The sequence below is a fragment of the Algoriphagus aquimarinus genome (assembly GCF_007997215.1).
Classification (GTDB): Bacteria; Bacteroidota; Bacteroidia; order Cytophagales; family Cyclobacteriaceae; genus Algoriphagus; species Algoriphagus aquimarinus_A.
Genome location: NZ_VORW01000007.1, coordinates 127,418 through 145,686, shown reverse-complemented (window position 1 = coordinate 145,686; position 18,269 = coordinate 127,418). Strand labels below are relative to the sequence as shown.

General features: G+C 40.2%; 15 protein-coding genes. 7 read left to right on the top strand and 8 right to left on the bottom strand.

All coding sequences use genetic code 11. The features are described 5' to 3' along the window. Nucleotides 1-318 precede the first annotated feature (318 nt). Complete coding sequence (locus ESV85_RS12630; RefSeq protein ID WP_146918120.1) at nucleotides 319-1,068, bottom strand: DeoR/GlpR family DNA-binding transcription regulator; 750 nt, start codon at nucleotides 1,066-1,068, stop codon at nucleotides 319-321. A gap of 187 nt (nucleotides 1,069-1,255) precedes the next feature. On the opposite strand from ESV85_RS12630, the gene ESV85_RS12625 reads away from it, so the two are divergent. From ESV85_RS12625 to ESV85_RS12605, 5 genes are all read left to right on the top strand, one after another. After that, nucleotides 1,256-1,939, top strand: a complete 684-nt coding sequence (locus ESV85_RS12625) for an N-acetylmuramoyl-L-alanine amidase (protein ID WP_146918118.1) — start codon at nucleotides 1,256-1,258, stop codon at nucleotides 1,937-1,939. Nucleotides 1,940-1,949: 10 nt separating this feature from the next. Next, nucleotides 1,950-3,581: a glycoside hydrolase family 10 protein gene (locus tag ESV85_RS12620; protein WP_223275991.1), complete on the top strand. Its 1,632-nt coding sequence runs from the start codon at nucleotides 1,950-1,952 to the stop codon at nucleotides 3,579-3,581. Nucleotides 3,582-3,591: 10 nt separating this feature from the next. After that, a complete protein-coding gene (locus ESV85_RS12615; RefSeq protein ID WP_146918116.1) occupies nucleotides 3,592-4,071 on the top strand; it encodes a GNAT family N-acetyltransferase in 480 nt (159 codons plus the stop codon). Next, entirely contained in the window at nucleotides 4,068-5,333 is a 1,266-nt protein-coding gene (locus ESV85_RS12610; RefSeq protein WP_146918114.1) for an MFS transporter, read from the top strand. The genes ESV85_RS12615 and ESV85_RS12610 overlap by 4 nt, the downstream gene beginning before the upstream one ends. Nucleotides 5,334-5,490: 157 nt before the next feature. Next, nucleotides 5,491-6,999 carry a glycoside hydrolase family 3 protein gene (locus ESV85_RS12605; RefSeq protein WP_146918112.1) on the top strand — a complete coding sequence of 503 codons (1,509 nt, stop codon included), beginning with the start codon at nucleotides 5,491-5,493 and terminating at the stop codon, nucleotides 6,997-6,999. Nucleotides 7,000-7,370: 371 nt separating this feature from the next. On the opposite strand, the gene ESV85_RS12600 is transcribed toward ESV85_RS12605, so the two are convergent. The 5 genes from ESV85_RS12600 to ESV85_RS12580 all read right to left on the bottom strand — a co-directional run bounded on the left by ESV85_RS12600 (nucleotide 7,371) and on the right by ESV85_RS12580 (nucleotide 12,565). Continuing rightward, a complete protein-coding gene (locus ESV85_RS12600) occupies nucleotides 7,371-7,961 on the bottom strand; it encodes a DUF4142 domain-containing protein (protein ID WP_146918111.1) in 591 nt (196 codons plus the stop codon). Between the two features lie 142 nt (nucleotides 7,962-8,103). After that, on the bottom strand, nucleotides 8,104-9,246 hold the full coding sequence (locus tag ESV85_RS12595; protein WP_146918109.1) for a hypothetical protein: 1,143 nt from the start codon (nucleotides 9,244-9,246) through the stop codon (nucleotides 8,104-8,106). Between the two features lie 63 nt (nucleotides 9,247-9,309). Beyond that, nucleotides 9,310-10,446, bottom strand: coding sequence for an aldose epimerase family protein (locus ESV85_RS12590; protein WP_146918107.1), 1,137 nt, complete (start codon nucleotides 10,444-10,446; stop codon nucleotides 9,310-9,312). Between the two features lie 126 nt (nucleotides 10,447-10,572). Beyond that, a complete protein-coding gene (locus ESV85_RS12585) occupies nucleotides 10,573-11,940 on the bottom strand; it encodes an amidohydrolase family protein (protein WP_146918105.1) in 1,368 nt (455 codons plus the stop codon). Between the two features lie 127 nt (nucleotides 11,941-12,067). Next, nucleotides 12,068-12,565, bottom strand: a complete 498-nt coding sequence (locus ESV85_RS12580) for a gluconokinase (RefSeq protein ID WP_146918103.1) — start codon at nucleotides 12,563-12,565, stop codon at nucleotides 12,068-12,070. Between the two features lie 427 nt (nucleotides 12,566-12,992). On the opposite strand from ESV85_RS12580, the gene ESV85_RS12575 reads away from it, so the two are divergent. Then, nucleotides 12,993-15,320 (top strand): PIG-L family deacetylase, encoded by a 2,328-nt coding sequence (locus tag ESV85_RS12575; protein WP_146918102.1) that lies wholly within the window; start codon nucleotides 12,993-12,995, stop codon nucleotides 15,318-15,320. 90 nt (nucleotides 15,321-15,410) lie between these two features. Beyond that, nucleotides 15,411-16,271 (top strand): ROK family protein, encoded by an 861-nt coding sequence (locus ESV85_RS12570; protein WP_146918100.1) that lies wholly within the window; start codon nucleotides 15,411-15,413, stop codon nucleotides 16,269-16,271. Between the two features lie 152 nt (nucleotides 16,272-16,423). Here the strand turns inward: ESV85_RS12570 and ESV85_RS12565 are convergent, their stop codons facing one another. Beyond that, nucleotides 16,424-17,416, bottom strand: coding sequence for a nucleoside hydrolase (locus ESV85_RS12565; protein WP_146918098.1), 993 nt, complete (start codon nucleotides 17,414-17,416; stop codon nucleotides 16,424-16,426). A 66-nt stretch (nucleotides 17,417-17,482) separates the two neighbouring features. Then, nucleotides 17,483-18,133 (bottom strand): bifunctional 4-hydroxy-2-oxoglutarate aldolase/2-dehydro-3-deoxy-phosphogluconate aldolase, encoded by a 651-nt coding sequence (locus tag ESV85_RS12560; protein ID WP_146918096.1) that lies wholly within the window; start codon nucleotides 18,131-18,133, stop codon nucleotides 17,483-17,485. Nucleotides 18,134-18,269: the final 136 nt, after the last annotated feature.

Sequence of the window (18,269 nt, the reverse complement as noted above, 5' to 3'; positions counted from 1 at the left end):
CGAAGTCAGAATACATAAAAGCTAGTGAGCAATATTTAAATGGTGCAGAATGATATCACCCTGTCAGGGTTTCCAATGGAGTTTTTGGATCATTACTGTCTACAATATTATCACCTCTTCGAGGTTCTTTTTTTGAAATAAAAACCAATCCCAAAGGGATGACATAATTATAGAATAAGCAATTAACAAATTTCGGGAAACCCTGAAAGGGTGGTATTATTTCTCCCTTATTTATAGCACGCTTATTTGGTAAAAAAACACTTATCTATCATTTATAAGTATACCAGTATTTCACACGCTGCTACAAAATCATTACGATCACACCAACACCAAATCAAAAGGCCTAAACGAATCCAAAAGCGGGTCAGAAGGGTCAAGCTCAGTGACCAAGGTATGAACAGCTGTCATATCACAGGTCTTATATTTTTGGACAGAATGAAGCTTGTCTGAAACAGTTAAAATCACCGTCTTTTTCGCCGCTCTGATCATGGCCTGCTTTACCTGAATCACTTCCCAGTCAAACTCAGTCAACCCAAACTCCGCATCCAAATAGCCGGTTCCCAATATGCACATATCCACTCGTAGCTGTGAAAGTGCATTTACGACAGTTCCTCCTACAGCAAATTTAGCGTCGTGTAAGAGTTTACCACCAAGGAAAATAACTTCCACATTTTCATGATCAAGCAAGGCCATCGCAACGTGAAGACTTGGTGTAAACACCGTCAATACCAATTTCTTTGGAATCAGCTTAGCCACTTCCATATTCGTCGTGCCTCCACTCATGAGAATCACCTGACCATCGGTAAGCAACGAAACAGTCTTCTCTGCAATAGATATTTTCTTGGACTTCAGATAGATATTCCCATCGTCTTTGGTGAAAGTCATAAAACCAAAAGAAGTGGCTCCTCCGTGGACTTTCTTCAGTTTTTTCTCGCTATCAAGCTCCTTTACATCACGCCTCACTGTATCGATTGATACATTTAATGACTCAGATAAATCATTGAGCAAAACCCTGTGATGCAGGTGTACTTGATCCAAAATATACTTCTGTCTTTCTTCTTTGAGCATGGAATAATTACTTTCAGTTTGGGAAAGTAACAAAAACAGCAAAAACTTGCAAAAATATTCATGGATTGAAATTTCTGGCAAAAAATCGCTCCTATTACTTGTCTATCCTGCAATATTCTGGGTAGTTTAGCTGTGAAAAGCAATTTTCAACTCATTGAATTTGAAGTTCAAACACACCTGAAGAGCCATGAAAATCAATCCCTTAAATACTATTCTCTTTCAATTAGGGATCTGTATTTTCCCCTTTCTACAGTTTTCCTGTAGCCCCAAATCCACTTTTAGAATAATAGACAAACCCATCACTTGGAATCAAGAGCGCGAAGAGCTTTCGCTGAAATACTTAGAAGACCGCCACGGTCTCGATCAAAAAACTGCTTCCATAGACCCCAAAATGGTAGTGGTTCACTGGACTGCAATTAATACGGTAGAAGTGACTTTTGATGTTTTCGATCCAGCTACGCTGGCAGGAAGGCCTGATTTGACAGGCGCAAGTAACCTTAATGTTTCGAGTCAGTTTTTAATTGACCGAGACGGCACGATTTTTAGACTATTGCCGGACACTACTTTTGCCAGACACACTATCGGCTTGAATTACCTGGCAATTGGAGTAGAAAACATAGGTGGTGATGACATGCCGTTGACTAAAGAACAACTGAAAGCCAATGAAGAACTGATCAGATACCTGGAGAGAAAATATGAAATAGACTATGTAATTGGCCATCATGAATACCAAAACTTCCAGACCACTGATCTTTGGAAAGAAGCCGATCCAGACTATCGCACCGTCAAAACTGACCCAGGAGATGACTTCATGAAGAAACTCCGAAAAAACTTGGCTGACTTAAATTTGAAACCTGTACCAACGCTCTGATTACCCATTTATGAAATCCTTTTCTAGGCATCTCTTTGTTATTTTGGCCTTTGGCCTATTATTTTCCGCCTGTAAATCTCAAAAAAACACACCTACTTCCGGCAGACCATCTGGGCCAGTAATCACTTCACCCAATCCAAACAATGGTGGTAATCTCCCTGTAAAAAACTTACCTATGGCTCCGGTAGCCTTGCAGCATCTGACCTTCCAAATGCCAGAAATGCCCCGTGAATTTCGTGGAGTTTGGATCGCGACAGTAGCGAATATTGATTGGCCTATTTCTTCTACGGATCCCTATGAAAAGCAAAAACGGGATTTCCTGGAGCTTTTGGACTATTACAAGAACCTCAATTTCAACGCAGTAATCGTACAGATCAGAACTGCTGGAGATGCTTTTTACCCAAGTAATCTCGCTCCTTGGTCTAAATATCTCACTGGAGTGCAAGGTCAGGCTCCTAAAACTGATGAGAATCCTCTTACCTGGATGATCAAGGAATCTCATGCCCGGGGCTTAGAGTTTCATGGTTGGTTGAATCCATATCGCGCTACAATGAATCTCAGCACAGAGGGACTTAGCCCTGATCATGCCTACAATCTTCATAGAAACTGGATGCTGAAATATGGCACACAATATTATTTCAATCCAGGACTGCCAGAAGTTAAGGCGCATTTGCTTTCTGTGATCAAAGAAATTGTAGATAACTATGACATCGACGCCATACACTTTGATGACTACTTTTATCCCTATAAGATTGCCAAACAGGATTTCCCTGATAAATCTACCTACGACAAATACAAGAAGCCAGGTCAGTCTCAGGACGATTGGAGAAGGGATAATGTAAATCAATTGATCCTAGCACTTAACCAAACCATCAAGCAAAGTAAGCCTTGGGTACAGTTTGGGATTTCGCCGTTTGGTGTGTGGAGAAACCAAAGTATGGATCCAAAGGGCTCTCCTACCCGTGCTGGACAGACGAATTATGACGACCTCTATGCAGACGTGCTACTTTGGATGAAAAATGGCTGGGTGGATTACATGCTCCCACAACTGTATTGGAGCATGGATCATAAACTGGCATCGCATCGTGTTCTGAATGACTGGTGGGCAAAAAATCATTACAATACCAATGTCTACATAGGCAATGGCCCTTATAAAATCCGTGAAGATTCTGATGTAGCTTGGAACAATCCTCGCGAGATCAACTCCCAAATCTCTTACACGCGTACGCTTCCTACAATTCAGGGAAATGCATTTTTTTCTGCTAAATCCATGAAGCTCAAGAATCAGGATGTTGCACAGTTACTGAAAAGCGAACTGTACAATGAGCCTACTTTGCCTCCCGCATTTCAGCCGAAAAGCCCATCGATCATAGATACGCCTGTTGTATTCAGCGTGGAAGCTAATTCCACATTGACTTCGATCCGCATGGCAAATCCACTCGACCCAGCTATTCGCTACGCATTGATCCAAGGGGCTAATGAATTAAATCAACTCGCAAATGCGGAGATACATCCAGTATGGGTGGGTGGATTACGTGCCAGAACTTTGGAAGTGAAAAGCTTGAATACTAAATATCTCGCCATTCGATGGATTGACCATTACGGCAGAATCGTCCAAACTCAAGTGTACCAAATCCCTTAAATAGCTAGATATGAAAGACATGCTTGTCCGATTGATCGGTTTGCCGGATGCTTCTCTGGAAGAAGCACGACTATTGAAAAAGGAGAAAGTTGTCTTTCGAAGAGCAATTGCACCTGAGAAACACTTATTGAGCAATTGGGTGTTGGAGCATTTCGGTGAGTACTGGCAGTCAGAAGTGGAAGTAGCTTTCAGCAGACAGCCCGTAGCTTGCTGGCTCGCGCAAAGAGGAAATGATATTCTGGGCTTTGCCTGCTATGAAAGTTCAGCCAGAAATTTCTTTGGTCCAACGGGCACTCTGGAGGCCGAACGCGGAAAAGGTATTGGGAAAATTCTATTAATAAAATCTCTCGAATCTATGAAAGAAATGGGCTATGCTTACGCAATCATAGGCGGAGTCGGTCCTGCAGAGTTTTATGAAAAAGCTGTAAATGCTAAAACAATTGAAGGATCAGAAGTTAGTATCTACGAAAATCTGATCCGAAAATCATGAGCAAATCACCCCAAAGAACCCCATGGATCTGGATCCCTTCCCTTTATATGACCGAAGGGATTCCATATATAGTCATCATCGTCGTGTCGGTGATTATGTACAAAAAGCTAGGAGTTTCCAATTCTGAAATTGGTTTATACACAAGTTTACTTTACCTGCCCTGGGTAATCAAACCCATCTGGAGCCCTATTGTAGATCTTTTTGGCACAAAGAGAAAGTGGTTTCTCAGCATGCAATTGGTCTTATCGCTTGTCTTTATCGGTGTTGGACTGACTACTTCAGGTAGCAATTTTTTCTTTATGACCTTGGCCTTTTTCTGGATGGGAGCTTTTGCTTCTGCTACAAATGATATTGCTTCTGACGGTATGTATTTGATAGCTCTGAAGCCAGAACAGCAATCTTTCTTCGTTGGTTTGAGAGGAACATTCTATAGAATCGGAATGATCACCGGACAAGGCCTGATCGTCATGGTCGCAGGTTATCTCGAAACTACTTTAGGAGACAATAACAAGGCATGGTCCTATACCATGATTATTGTAGCTCTTTTGATGCTCACTATGACTGCCATTAACTTCTTTTCTACACCAAAAGTAGAAGAAGTATCAACTGAAAAGACATCCCGTGAAGCGAGCTTTGGAAAGGTATTTAGCACATTTTTCACCAAGAAAAATATCGGGATTTCATTGGCTTTTGTACTCATTTACCGATTAGGCGAATCTCAATTGGTAAAAATGGCCTCTCCATTTTTACTCGATATCAAAGAAAAAGGAGGATTAGGATTAAGTACTTCTGAAGTTGGTTTTATGTACGGAACCATCGGAGTGATCGCATTGCTATTAGGAGGAATCCTTGGCGGAATCGCCATTTCCCGCCATGGACTAGGCAAATGGATGATCCCAATGGCTCTTTCACTCAACCTGCCAAATTTACTTTACATCGCCTTGGCGTACTTTCAGCCCGACAATATTTTCTTCGCTGGTACGGTAGTAGTGATCGAGCAATTCGGCTATGGATTCGGCTTCGCTGCCTACATGATCTTTCTGATCTACTTAGCCGAAGGGCTTTTTAAAACTTCCCATTACGCATTGGCAACTGGCTTTATGGCTTTGGGAATGATGCTTCCGGGAATGCTTTCGGGCTATATCCAAGAATGGCTCGGCTATACAGGATTCTTTATCTGGGTAGGAATTGCTATGATTCCTGCGCTGGCAATTGCTGCAAATGTGAATTATCCGAGGGAGTTTGGGAAAAAACTTGAGTGATCTCGGATTTATGATCTCAGATTTATGATTTACGAGTTTCATAGGGACTTCCAACAACTTATATAGTTTAAACTCTTCGACTTCGCTCAGAGTGACATCAAAAGGCTAACAGGCTACTCAGATTAATTTTGCAATATTTCAATTTTCCAATCTTTCAATGAATCTAATCCAAAAAATAGCCCAATGCTTTTCTCCTGCTGCATTTATACATGATACAGAGGAAAATTACCAAGCCATAGAAAAGCTAATTCAAGAGCAGGAAATAGGCGGCTTGACCTTTTTCCATAGTCGCCATTCTGCTGCTGCCAACTTCGAAAAGCGGGCGGAAGTGTTGGATGTAAGCGGCACATTCGAGAAAATGATTGGATTGATCAATCGATATCAGGCAATTTCAAAAACACCATTGCTCATCAGCATAGACGGGGAATATGGCTTGGCTATGAGAATTGAAAACACACCACAATATCCCTTTGCAATTACGCTCGGAGCAATCAAAGAAAATGCACCGGCACTTCTCGAAGAAGTAGGTTATAGAATGGGTTTGGATATGAAAAAAGCTGGGATTCATTTGAATTTAGCTCCTTGTTCAGATGTAAATACCAACCCAAATAATCCGGTAATTGGTTACAGATCTTTTGGCACAGATCCTCAAAAAGTAGCTGAGTTTTCACTGGAGATGTATCAAGGCTTGGAGAAAGCCGGAATCGGAGCTTGCCTCAAGCATTTCCCAGGTCATGGAGACACGCAGACGGACTCACATTTGGGCTTACCCGTGATCCAAAAGACCAAGGAAGAACTGAAAAAAGAAGAGCTTTTACCATTTCAATATGGCATAGACCATGGTGTAGAAATGATTATGGTTGGGCACTTAGCCGCTCCGGCTTTGTCTGGCGGGAAGGAAACCGCTGCAAGCATCAGCAGGGAAATCATTACTGATTTGCTTAAGACTGAAATGGGATTTAATGGAATAGTGATCTCCGATGCATTGAATATGAAAGCTGTTGCAGACTTATTTCCAGAAGCAGGGCAACTCGAATGGGAAGCTTTTTACGCCGGAAATGACATCTTATGCTTTTCAGATCATGTGAAAGAAGGGATTTCCGCCATATCTAAAAATGCATCGGAAGATGAAATTGAGACCGTTTTTGAAAAAATTTGGGCACTAAAAGAAAAGCTGGGAGTATTTGATTTTAAGAAATTAGCCGTTCCTCAATTTGATTGGAAAAGTCATTCAGAACATCAATCTAGACTTGCAAAAGAATATGTGTCGGTTATTTCCGGAAAAGTTAATTCTGCAGAATTGAAAATACTGGCAAAGGAAGGGAAGCTTTCACATCAGTGCTTTTTTGGAAAAAATGACACAACCTTTTCGAAAAAACTGAATCAGAAATACAATTTAGATTTAGACAAAACCTCAATCGATAAAGCCGAAAAAGTGATCATTTCAGTTTTTGTCCCATCTCACAAACCGCTGAATCAATTCGGAATGGATGAGGAAACATTAGCAGAAATCAAACGTCTAGCACAAGCTAAATCCTGTATCCTAGTTCATTTTGGAAACCCTCTGGCCTTAAAACATATTGGGAATTTGGAAGCCTTTGAAGCGGTTATTTGTGGGTATCAGAGTTTTGAGGAGGCTCAGGAGGTTGTCAGTAAATTCTTTTAACCACAGAGTGCACTAAGGTCACACGGAGAACTACTGAGATACAGTTGACTTAGAATATTAAAGTCGCCTTACTCTCAAATCTATTTAGTCTTAAGGGATTTATAGGAACTAATAACATTCAACTTCATCCCCATTTGCACTAGCTGTATATCTAAATAACTAAACTCCCCTTTACTATAAGTTCTGCTTCTGGAGAAGCAGAACAACTATAATACTGCGACCTCTGCGAAATCTTAGTGCACTCCGTGGTTTTAAAAAGCCAGGGTTAAAAAAACAAAAAAAAGCCGGGTTCCTCGAAAGGAACACCGGCTCAAAAGAAATCATCACGCATTTGCAACTGGGTTAATCAGCCACAATTACATTCTGACTTCTTATAGATTTTCTAAATCTACCTCAGCTTTTACCACAACTGCTTTAGCTTTATGGTCTTTCACCTGGCCTAGAGTTTTGTCGGCATAGCCCTTTATTGTAAAGTTCTGGCCATTGTCGATTTCATTTTCAAACATAGACTTAGAATCATCCAAGATCTCAATTTGAGTTCTTATGAAAGCTTTGTCGAATTCTACTCCAGACAGGACTGCGAGTTCATCGTATTTAGCTTGCATATCTGCAGTAATCCCACCAGAAAGTTCTACGTCTTTTCCTTCTACAATACCTTCTAGCTCAGTTTTACTTGCAGAATTTTCATCTACTAGCATCCTTGAGTATTCCAAAATGGAATCATCTTCGCCATTGGCCAAGGCTAACTCACCGAAGCTAATTTGAGCGTTTACAAATGCCGAGGAAGACAAAGCGAAATTTTTATCCTGCTGACTTACCGTATCTACAATTGGCTCATCATCTTCGTTTTCGCAAGAGGTCATGCCTACTAAGCAAAATGATGATAGTAACACAGCTCCAGTGATCTTTGCTTTTCTGCTGAAGTTGTTTGTGGCGGGTTGGTTTAGAATACTTGTTCTCATAAGAATTTTAGTTGGTTTAGTGTTCTCCCACTACTCTTACAAGTACCATTCCGATGAGGTTTAACGCCAATTAGAGCTATTCCGTCAAATTTCCCTGTGTAATGCTTACGCAGTCTGTTGAATGAAATCCACTTTTAGTAGATCACTCCTTGTTCTTTTCCACAAGCTCCCATATCTCAAATGGATAATAGTCCAGTTCTTCTTCCTGATTGACAACTTTTACCAAAACGCGGTTATTTGGCAGAGTCATTTGAACCAGACCAGAAGGAATTGTCAACTCTCCCGGTAGCTGAACTCCGTTCTTAAAAAGTATTATTCTTTGAAATTCTGGATCGAACATCCAAAAAAGTTTTTTCTCACTTTTCCTCAATTCATTAGCTGCCTCTGAAATCTCCTTCACATAGATAAGTCCTAATAAATCCGAGTCGAACTTTAAAATTTCTTGATTCCTCGAAAAAAGTGCTGATTTAGTTGAAAGTCCTAAATTCGACTCTCTGAGCGGTATATCATCCAAAGCTTTAAAAAACTCATGTTTCACTGGGATTCTTTGAATTACATTCCAATTAATGGGGTTGTAAACTGTGATTTCATTGTCTATAGTAGTAGTGAAATACAAATTGCTATTCTGAGAATCAATTGTGAATATTGGATTAATGCTAACAGGAAACACCTTGTCTTCTATTCCTTTAAAGACTGGTCTGCTAGATAATGGAATAACCGATTGGACTGTTTTACTAGTTGCATCATAGTAATCAATCAAATCCATTTTTTTGGGGGCTTCATTCATACCCCTATTACCTATGCCAGATCCATTTACAATAAATGAAACTTCTTGCCCCCTTGTCAATGGAACAAACTTAGATCGTGGCCCAGAATATACAACAATAGTTGTCTTCGGCTCATATTTGACTTTATTTATCCTATTGAACTGGGTGTCGTATTTCACAAGCTCAATTGAAGTCTGAACAAATACGTCACCCTCAGGGGAAAACCCCATAGCTAATGCGTATGACTGGTAATCTTCCGGCCCCTCTCCCTGTCTTTTTTTACTGGTTAGTATTTTTCCATTTGTATCGAAAACAGCTAGCTCTATCCCTTCAGATCTATTATCGATAAAGCCGACAAAAACATCTCTCTTGGGATCATAGTCCCTTATCCCGACTTCTGCAAGGCTCTCTACTCGGAATTCCCTGACTTTTTTGAAGGTATATTCTTGTGCAAAAAGTGTAAATGATAAAAAAGTGGCGCTTAATGAAAGCGTAGTTTTAAGTAGAAGATTATTCATGGGTTAGTTAATTTAAAAAACAAGCTAATAAAATAGTTTCACAAACTAAACTTAAATTCCCGTTTAATCCTCAACCCCAAACTCATACACAATCTCATGCACGTATTTCTCGCCTGGAGCTAAACTAGTTGAGGGAAAGCTTGGCTTGTTTGGGCTATCTGGCCACGCTTCAGGTTCCAGACAAAGTGCCCAATGGGATTGATATGATATACCATCCGCTCCGGCAAAATTATTAAAGCCGTTTGCCGTATACAGTTGCACACCCGGAGCTGTAGAAAACACCTCCATAATACGACCACTTTCAGGATGCTTTACAATTGCTATTTTCTTCAGCTCTGAGGAATTTGCTCTCTTAGTGACGTAATTATGATCAAAACCCTCCCCCAAAGCATCCAACTGAGCACCTAGGTTTTTTGGTGTTTGGAAATCAAATGGAGTTCCAGCGATGAGTTTTATTTCACCAGTGGGAATCTGTCCTGGGCCGCCAGGGGTAATGGCATCTGCAAAAATCTGCAATTCATGATCCCTCACATCCCCAGTGATTCCGCTTAGGTTAAAATAAGAGTGATTCGTCAAGTTCACGACAGTTTTCTTATCTGTAGTTGATTCAAATCGAAGTTTCAATTCATTGTTGCTTGTCAATTCCATCCAAAGGTTAGTCTCCAAATTTCCTGGAAACCCCTCTTCTCCATCTACACTTAAATAAGTCATTTTCACTCCCACGGCTTTGTCAGTCTTATAAACCTCTGGTTTCCATACTTTCACTCCAAAGCCTTTAGCCCCTCCATGCAAGGTATTTTCTCCATTGTTTTTTGTGATCTCAAATGTTTCTCCTTCCAAAGTAAAGGAGGCCGTCCCAATTCTATTTGCATACCTACCGACCGCAGCTCCTAGATAAGGCCCATTCTTAGTGAAGTAGTCTGGAATATTGTCCAGCGCCAATACAACATTTTCAAGCTTACCGTCTTTATCTGGAGTTATAATTCTAGAAATGATTCCGCCATAATTGGTCATTTCAACCTGCATGGTACCATTGTCGAGGATATAATGAAAAACATCTTGTCCTTCCCAAGTGGCTACTTTCTCGGCTTTAATTGTGAGGCTAACTTCTTTTTGAATCACTGTCGATTTGGTTTGAGATTGACAGGCAGAGCCTGAAATAAGTATAGCTAATAGTACGATTTTCAGTTTTAGGTTCATGGGTGTGGTTTTAAAAATTAGAATCTTTTAAGAATTGAAATTGCCTGCTAGATGTAGCGTTATAAGGTAGCTTAAGATAATTTAAAGTCAATCCATCTCTTCAGTCTCCCAGATTCTGATAACAATTTATCTTTTGTGATTTGCCTCTATTTTGTCCAGTTGCTTTTTTAGCTCACTCCTGTCATACATTTCTCCTTTCATTACAACCATAAATGGCTTTTTCAAGGTATTCAGATCTTCCAGAGGATTATTTTCCACTAATACAAAATCCGCAGAAGCTCCTTCTTTAATAACTCCCCATTCGCCTTCCTGATCAAAATATCTGGCAGGATTGACTGAACCAGATTTCAAAATCTCAAAGTTTGACATTCCTGCCTTTGACATCAATTCTATCTCGTGATGAATGGAAAACCCGGGAACATTAAATACTTGCGGAGAATCCGAGGTCATCAACACAGGAACACCGGCTTTGTGCAAAGTCATAAAAAGCATATTTCGGAATTCCAGATAAGGCTTAACATGCTCCCTTGTCAAGACTCCAGATTGCTCATAAGGAGTCTTTGCATTGATCCAGCTTTGTACTTGCTCAGCAGACATGTATTTCATTTCTGGGATATTGCGATACTCTTCAGCTGGTTTTGATCCAAAATATCGATCAAAAAGTGTCAAGGTAGGTGCAATCCAAGCTTTTGCTTCCAGAGTCAAATCTACCAAGGCAGGAAGCTTGCTCAGATCTGCCTCATTGACCAAAAGCATCGTAAACGGCCCAGCGAGTTTTGAATCCAAAACTCTGGAATAATCGGGAATCATGGCCTCAATGTATCCATCCATATGCTCAATGGATTTATAACCTCCTTTTAAACTAGCCTCTAAACCTACATTCAAAGACACGTGTCCACCAAATGGTATCCCTAACTCCTTGGCCGTTGTGGAAATCTCTAAAAACTCATCCATCTCCAATCCCGGGTGTAACTTTAGGTGATCAAACCCCGCAGCATATTCATTTCTGACCATTTGCGCAGCTTGCTCAGGAGAAGAAACCGAACCTCCACTAAACGAGGGACCTGACAAAAACAGACGTGGCCCATCCAATTCTCCGGCATCTATCTTAGCTTTCAAAGGTAAATGGGATGCATGTCCTATCATTCCTCTCACTCGCAAAACTCCATTTGCCAAATACATCCACATAGCCTCCTCCTGAAGTTGTGTGTCACCATTTTGCGCAACTGGAATATGGGAATGAAACTCTGCCAGACCCGGATATAGGTATGATCCATTGCCATCTAATACGTGATTGACTTTCAAATCAAATGGCTCGGTCATAGGAGCTATTTTTTGAATTTTGCCATCAACTACAAGAATTGAGTGGTTTTTAAGAACCTGCTCATTTTCCATGGAAACGATGTTCACATTGGAAATAAGGTAGCTCTGCGAAAACCCAGGGCAGATTACAATCAAGAATATAAAACCAAAAGAGAGTAGTATCTTTTTCATATAATAGACTGAAGAAGTGAACAATCAATTTCGTCTTAAAAGAGACTTAATGCAATCCTTTGGAAAAAAAATACGGGGAATGAATAGAAAGTGCCATCCGCCTACCTCACTTAAAATTGTCTACTAATTATTTGCCACTGCTCATCGGAACTCCCAAATACCTAAGGGCTTCAGCAAGCATTTCCTCTGGAGTTTTATAAATATTAAGTTTCAGGCCGTAGCTAGGCTCTTCCCATGTAGCGAATTGCGAATCGAGCATGGAAGCCTTCATGTAGTGATTTTTGCGAGCTAACATTCGCCTCCAGATTAATTCTCGGTCTCCTTTGAGATGAATCCAATGCATATCCTTCTGCACCTTCAATATTTCCCGATAACTTTCTTTCAAAGCAGAACAGGCAAGAACAGCTCCATCATTTTGCTCAGATTTGACTAAAATGTCGGCCAAAGACTGAAGCCATGGCATTCTATCCTCGTCATTGAGAGGAAATCCTAGACTCATTTTTTCGATATTTTCTGCAGGATGAAAATTATCAGCATCGAAAAATGGCAAATCCAAGGTGTCTGCAATGTCGGATCCAATAGTTGTTTTTCCTGTTCCTGAGACTCCAGTGACTACAATTAGCATGCGCACAAGTTAAGTAAAAAAAGTATTTCCATATCTCAATAATCACAAGGAAACGAAGAAAAGGGAATTGAAGCAAACTAAATCCCCATTCAGAAACAGTTTTTATTTTTTAATAAGTATTAAAAAATTGAAATTCCTCTCTTGATCACCACTGTGAAATCAAAATACTACGGCCAAATACATGCATTTAAAAATAATAATCATAAAACTTTTATAAAATTTTTGTTAAAGTTCGTTTTATTAAAAAACATTTTTTAGATTTGCTTAAGTGAAGAGTCAACGTGAAATATGTTCATATTGTGTTATTCATCTGGATAAGCAATCAGATTTATTTAATGCTTTTATGAACATATATCATTGATTAACAAATATTTAAAAAAACAGCTTTTCATTATAAAGTCCCTAATAATAAACCTATCCGAACAGTATGCTAAGTAAGTATCCGCTTTCAGAAGTCGAAAAAAGTTTTCTTAAGGAATCTGGTGTAGAGAAAATCAGCACCCTAATTCCTTACCTTCAAGTTGACAATTTCCCAAAACTTGGCTTGCTAACGGCTTGCCGATTTTTGGAATGGGCAGCTGCAAACCCCGAAGGTGTCATCAGTTTGCCTACAGGTAAAACACCGGAATTTTTTATCAAATGGACTCAGTTCCTGCTAGAAAATTGGGATAATAAAAAAGGAAAAGATGTTAGAGAAAAATATGGTTTGGGCGATACTAAAAAGCCCATTCTCAAAGAGCTGACATTTGTACAGATCGATGAATTTTATCCGATTTCTTCCAAGCAGAATAATAGCTTTTTCGATTACGTAAATAAGTTCTACATCAATGGTTTTGGTCTGTCCAAAGAAAAGGCGATCCTAATCAACTCTGATGAGATACCTCTTGCAAATGGCCTTCATTTCAGCAAGGTTTTTCCTGACCTGAAAGTTGATCTTTCCTTAAGATTCCGTGATCCACAAACTGATCTAGAGAAACTTCAGCAACAATCTATCTACCTCATTGACCAATGGTGTGGAGAGTACGAGCAAAAAATCAGAGATGCTGGAGGAATTGGCTTCTTCTTAGGAGGAATCGGCCCAGATGGACACATCGCATTTAATACAAGAGGCTCACATTTATTCTCTGTCACAAGGTTGACAGAAACCAATTTTGAAACTCAAGCTGTAGCTGCTGGCGATCTTGGTGGAATAGAAATTTCCTCAAACCGACTGGTGATCACAATTGGATTAGATACAATTGTATACAATCCAGATGCAGTAGCAATTATCATCGCAGCAGGTGAAGCAAAAGCGGGCATCGTTAGAGATTCTCTTGAAACTCCACTAAACAACGTCTTCCCAGGCACAGTTCTTCAGAAATTAAAGAATGGTAGATTCTATGTCACCAAAGGAGCTGGAGTAAAACTTACTGATTCTATAGATGCTTATTATGAAAAAGGCGAATGGTCTTTTGAAAAGACTGAGAGATCTGTAATCGACCTTTGTAAAAAACTGGGTAAATACGGTCATAGAATCAAACTATCTGATCTAAAGGCAGATAAATACACCCGATTGATTCCAGATCTATCTGAAGACACAGTCAATCAGGTTATGGCAAGCATTGAGAATAAGCTTTCCAAAGGTTTAGAGCAGGAACGAGATGAAGTACTACTTCATACTGGTCCGCACCACGACGATATTTCTTTAGGCATTTTGCCTCACGTCACAAATCAACTTCATGAGCCTACAAACGAAGCACACTTTTCTGTGTTGACTTCAGGTTTTACGGCAGTGACCAACACTTTTGTAATCGACACCCTACAGTCAACCAAGAAACTTTTGGATGATGGCAAGATTCAAATGGTTCACTTTGAAGACTTCTTTGATGTAGGTTTCAAACTTAAAACAGATAAAGACGTCTATCACTACCTCACTAATGTAGCGTCTGAAAATGCAGATCAGCGATTGAGAGGTCTTTGTCACCGAGTAGTAAGAGCATTGGTGATCGTCTATGACATCAAAAATAAAACACAACTCAGAGAAACGATCAATGATGTCATCAGCATTCTGAAGAATAGCTATGATGGAGAGAAAAACTCATCCAAAGTACAAAAGCTAAAAGGGATGATCCGTGAGTTTGAAGAAGAACTAGTATGGGCTCATTTCGGAGTACAAGTGAAAAATGTTCATCACTTGAGACTTGGATTCTATACTGGAGATATTTTCACTGAGCAGCCAGACAAAGATCGCGATGTAGAACCGATCGTGGAAATGTTCAGAAAAGTGAACCCAACTAAGATTAGTTTAACGCTTGATCCTGAGGGCTCGGGACCAGATACTCACTATAAGGTGCTTCAGGCAACTGCCGCTGCTGTGAAAAAATGGGGAGAAGAAAAGGATATCAGTAAATTGAGAATCATTGGTTACAGAAACGTTTGGTTTAAATTTGAACCACATGAAGCTAATGTAATCGTCCCTGTTTCTCTTGGAGACATGTCGGTAATGGAAGATTCCTTCGCCAATTGCTATATGAGCCAAGTAAATGCTTCGTTCCCTAGCTATTCACATAATGGTAAATTCAGTACTGTTGCGAAGAGAATCTGGGTGGATCAACTTGATGCAATTCAATTATTGCTCGGTAAAAACTACTTTTACCAGCACGAGCGTGCAAAAGTAAGATCCAGCCATGGACTCATTTTCTTCCGTGATATGAATGTGGAAGAATTCCTAGCCACTGCCAGAGAGCTAGAAAAGTCTATAGAAGGAATGCTTTAAGAGTAAAGATCAAACTGAGCTGTGACTGATGGATAAGCTGATTAGTCACAGCTTTTGTAATAAACCTAACAACCTTATTATTTGTAGCGAATGGAAAAAGCCATTTTAGGATTAGATATAGGAGGCACCGGTATTAAAGGTGGCGTACTAATAAATGGACATCTTGAGGATATTCGATCCATTGCTACTCCTGCAAGAGAAAGTAAGGAGTTCATTCTGGAGACAATCGCTGAATTTATTGAAACCTATATGTCCTATGACTTGGTCGGAATTGGGGTTGGTATTCCTGGTCTGGTAGATGTACGAGAAGGCATAGTTTTAGGGCTTTCAAATATCCCAGCGTTTCAGCATGTGGAGTTAAAAAAGTTTTTAACAGAGCGTTTTTCAAAGCCTGTTTTCATAAATAATGATGCGAATTGCTTTGCATCCGGCGTACATAAGTTCGGCGTAGGTCGCAAGTTCAATCATCTGGTTGGACTTACACTTGGTACCGGCATAGGTGGTGGTATCGTGATCAACGGCCATCTTTATAGTGGTGTTAATTCTGCCGCCGGAGAATGGTGCAGTGCTACTTATTTAGATCATGATTTCGAGCATTATTGCAGTGGTAAGTTCTTTGAGAAATACTACCATAGTAAACCAAAGGCACTGGCCAAATTGGCATTGTCTGGAGATCCAGTCGCTACCAAAGCCTTTGATGAATATGGTCACCATCTAGGAGAACTTATAAAGCATATCTTGTATGCCTTAGCACCAGAAGCAATCATATTAGGCGGATCGATCAGGAAGACTTATCCCCTATTCAAGAAATCACTTTTAAAGTCATTGTCTACATTCAATTATCCTACTGTCATTGAGAGACTTCAGATTTTACCTTCTGAAATGGATGAAACTGCCATTCACGGAGCTGTGGCTCTAGTGGAATTGGAAGATGTAGTTGTTAATAGTTAGATGTAAATTGGTTTGTGGTTTAAAAAGGTGGCTTTCATAAAGCCACTTTTTTCTTTTAAAGCCACTTTTACCAAGCCCACAATATCAGGAATTTGGATTATCAGACTTGCTCTGAACTTTACCCCTAAATCATAAGCAAGCATTAAGAAATATTATTCTTTCACCTTTGGCTGGTGCATCATCAAGTCATTGATTTCCTTTTCGATGCCCATCATATTGCTTTTGCCAACTAACCTAAACTGCCCTTTTCCAGAAATACCCCATGAATTGGAGCCATCATCTGCCACCTGCATTTGGCCCTCCTCTAGCACAAAGTATTTTTCATACCCCATAGCTGCTACCCAAACTGCCGTCTGATCCCAACTCATACGCCCATTAACATCTTGTTTATCCATTGGGATTGAAAGTGCAAACACATCTTTGACAGGACTATTTTTAATCTCTTGATTTGAGATAAGCGGAATGCCTGAATGGATCCTCTCTCCTATTTCAAATCCACTGTAAATAATTATCCTAGGCCAATTCGTCACTACAAATTGAGATGCTTTTGGATCTTGATTCACGTTGAACTCTGATCCTGAAGGAAACTTTCCTGCCATACTGATTAGCTTCACAACCTTTGCACGAACTAGCTCCACACCGGATAGCGGCGAATGCTGATCCCCCTTGGATTTCAGCAAATTGGAAATATTGGTTAAAAACCCAACAGTGATCAACGTCACACTTTGGTCAGGTTGAGCAGCGAGTATTTTTCTATACAGATCTACCGCGTCTGGCACTTCGGTATTGCGTCTGATATTGTGCGGATAGTTTGCCAAAAGAGTATCCGTCCAGTGTTGCCAATCCTTTTGCTCTATCGCCTTATCCGTAGGAACAGCAATTGGGAGATCAGGCCTATCAAAATACGTATTCAGCACATCAAGTACTCCCGCAACTCCCTCATATTTCGTACTGGCAATCGTAGCAAGAATATCTATCTTTCCCTGATCTGCGAATGCATGCAATAAGGTAATTGCTCCCACATCATCATAATCAGGCCCCATATCAGTATCAAAAATCACTTTTGTGGGATTTGAATTCTGACTAAAAGCAGGTGAAAACAACAGAGAAAACAACAGAAAAAAGGGGGTGATTTTGAAGGCCATTTTGGGTCGGGTTAAAGTGATATAAGGTGAAACAATCAGCAGCTCATCTGCTAAAGTCCAAAGAAACTAGGTGTTTATAAAATCTACTATCTCCGCCTTAATACTTTCGAAGTGCTTTTTCAAGCCATCAAAATCTTCCTCACTGACCAGCTTTTTGTCAATCAACGAACTCCCCATTCCAACTCCGCAAGCTCCCGCTTGAAAAAAAGATTTGATATTATCCTTAGAAACTCCACCTGTAGGAAGCAATTTGATTTGATCCAAAGGTCCAAGCACATCTTTGATAAACTGTGGGCCTAATTGAGTCGCGGGGAAAAGCTTGACAGCAGAAGCTCCCAACGACCAGGCTTTATAAATTTCCGAAGGAGAAAATGCACCAGGGAAAATCGGGATGTTTTCGTCTACGGCATGCTCTATGACTGTCTCATCTATGATAGGCGTCACGATAAACTGTGCTCCGGCATCAATTGCCTCCCGGAGGTCATCCAACTTGCACACCGTTCCAGCACCTATATTCAGTAAAGGGAGTTTACTTCTCAATGTCGAAATCATCGCAGCTGCTCCCGGAGTATTCATCGTGATTTCTAGGGTAGTCAGCCCAGCCTCTTCATAGGCTTGAGCTATTTTCAGTACCGTGTCGAGCGACTGCCCCCGTATAATTCCCACAATTGGTGCTTCCTTATACCGTTTCCAAAAAAGTGAAGTTGAAGTTTCCATGTGGTTTTGGGTTGCTTGATAAATGGGTGATTGATTCTACAAGATAAAAACTACCTACTGAAGTTCAAGTAATATATTCAAGGCAGGTAGTAAAGCTATATCCTCCAGATTAAAGCAAATTCTATCAATTTTAAAG

Excerpts from the sequence above, each read along its gene's own strand:
- ESV85_RS12630 (WP_146918120.1), bottom strand. The coding sequence starts at position 1,068 with ATGCTCAAAGAAGAAAGACAGAAGTATATTTTGGATCAAGTACACCTG.
- ESV85_RS12625 (WP_146918118.1), top strand. The coding sequence starts at position 1,256 with ATGAAAATCAATCCCTTAAATACTATTCTCTTTCAATTAGGGATCTGT.
- ESV85_RS12620 (WP_223275991.1), top strand. The coding sequence starts at position 1,950 with ATGAAATCCTTTTCTAGGCATCTCTTTGTTATTTTGGCCTTTGGCCTA.
- ESV85_RS12615 (WP_146918116.1), top strand. The coding sequence starts at position 3,592 with ATGAAAGACATGCTTGTCCGATTGATCGGTTTGCCGGATGCTTCTCTG.
- ESV85_RS12610 (WP_146918114.1), top strand. The coding sequence starts at position 4,068 with ATGAGCAAATCACCCCAAAGAACCCCATGGATCTGGATCCCTTCCCTT.
- ESV85_RS12605 (WP_146918112.1), top strand. The coding sequence starts at position 5,491 with ATGAATCTAATCCAAAAAATAGCCCAATGCTTTTCTCCTGCTGCATTT.
- ESV85_RS12600 (WP_146918111.1), bottom strand. The coding sequence starts at position 7,961 with ATGAGAACAAGTATTCTAAACCAACCCGCCACAAACAACTTCAGCAGA.
- ESV85_RS12595 (WP_146918109.1), bottom strand. The coding sequence starts at position 9,246 with ATGAATAATCTTCTACTTAAAACTACGCTTTCATTAAGCGCCACTTTT.
- ESV85_RS12590 (WP_146918107.1), bottom strand. The coding sequence starts at position 10,446 with ATGAACCTAAAACTGAAAATCGTACTATTAGCTATACTTATTTCAGGC.
- ESV85_RS12585 (WP_146918105.1), bottom strand. The coding sequence starts at position 11,940 with ATGAAAAAGATACTACTCTCTTTTGGTTTTATATTCTTGATTGTAATC.
- ESV85_RS12580 (WP_146918103.1), bottom strand. The coding sequence starts at position 12,565 with ATGCTAATTGTAGTCACTGGAGTCTCAGGAACAGGAAAAACAACTATT.
- ESV85_RS12575 (WP_146918102.1), top strand. The coding sequence starts at position 12,993 with ATGCTAAGTAAGTATCCGCTTTCAGAAGTCGAAAAAAGTTTTCTTAAG.
- ESV85_RS12570 (WP_146918100.1), top strand. The coding sequence starts at position 15,411 with ATGGAAAAAGCCATTTTAGGATTAGATATAGGAGGCACCGGTATTAAA.
- ESV85_RS12565 (WP_146918098.1), bottom strand. The coding sequence starts at position 17,416 with ATGGCCTTCAAAATCACCCCCTTTTTTCTGTTGTTTTCTCTGTTGTTT.
- ESV85_RS12560 (WP_146918096.1), bottom strand. The coding sequence starts at position 18,133 with ATGGAAACTTCAACTTCACTTTTTTGGAAACGGTATAAGGAAGCACCA.